1 protein-coding gene is annotated in these 593 nt (G+C 20.9%); it reads left to right on the top strand.

The features are described from left to right. Nucleotides 1-39 precede the first annotated feature (39 nt). Nucleotides 40-593 (top strand): TetR/AcrR family transcriptional regulator (locus tag GQX97_RS14085; RefSeq protein WP_014935192.1); only part of this gene is annotated, 554 nt, incomplete at its 3' end.

The raw sequence follows: 593 nt of genomic DNA, 5'->3' as shown, positions 1-593 counted from the left end.
AATTTTGACAAAATATGCTTGTTTCAGTATAATCTAACTATGATAGAAGAAAAGAAAAAAGATTTGAGAATMATAAAAACTCAAAAATTATTAAAAGAATCTCTRCTCGAACTTTTTAAAACTCACTCTTTTAATGATATYACAGTTACAGAAATATGCGAAAAATCTATGATTAATAGAGTTACTTTTTATGACCACTACAATAATAAAGAAGAACTTTTAAATAGCATCATAGAAGATATAAAAGAAGATATTATAAAAGAATTGAGAGATGATAATTTAATTTATAATTTTAAAAAGAACTACAGAAAAATAATAGARAAAATAATAAACTATTTTGATAACAACAAACAATATTTTAATACYTCATTRGTTAATTATAACAATACTCTTTTATTTATATCKCTTCTTCATAAGATTTTATTRGGATATTTAAATGAATGGTTAAAAGATGAGGAGAATATAGTAATACAGGAGTTTATATCTGGCGGATTAGTTTCCATAATATATCATTGGATAAAGGAAGATAAGAATATAGATAAAAATATTTTAATTAATAATATATGTAAGCTATTAGAGAAGAGTTTAAAATA

This window comes from Brachyspira sp. SAP_772 (genome assembly GCF_009755885.1).
GTDB lineage: Bacteria > Spirochaetota > Brachyspiria > Brachyspirales > Brachyspiraceae > Brachyspira.
The sequence above is the reverse complement of the archived record's forward strand: the minus strand, read 5'-3'. Positions and strand labels throughout refer to the sequence as shown.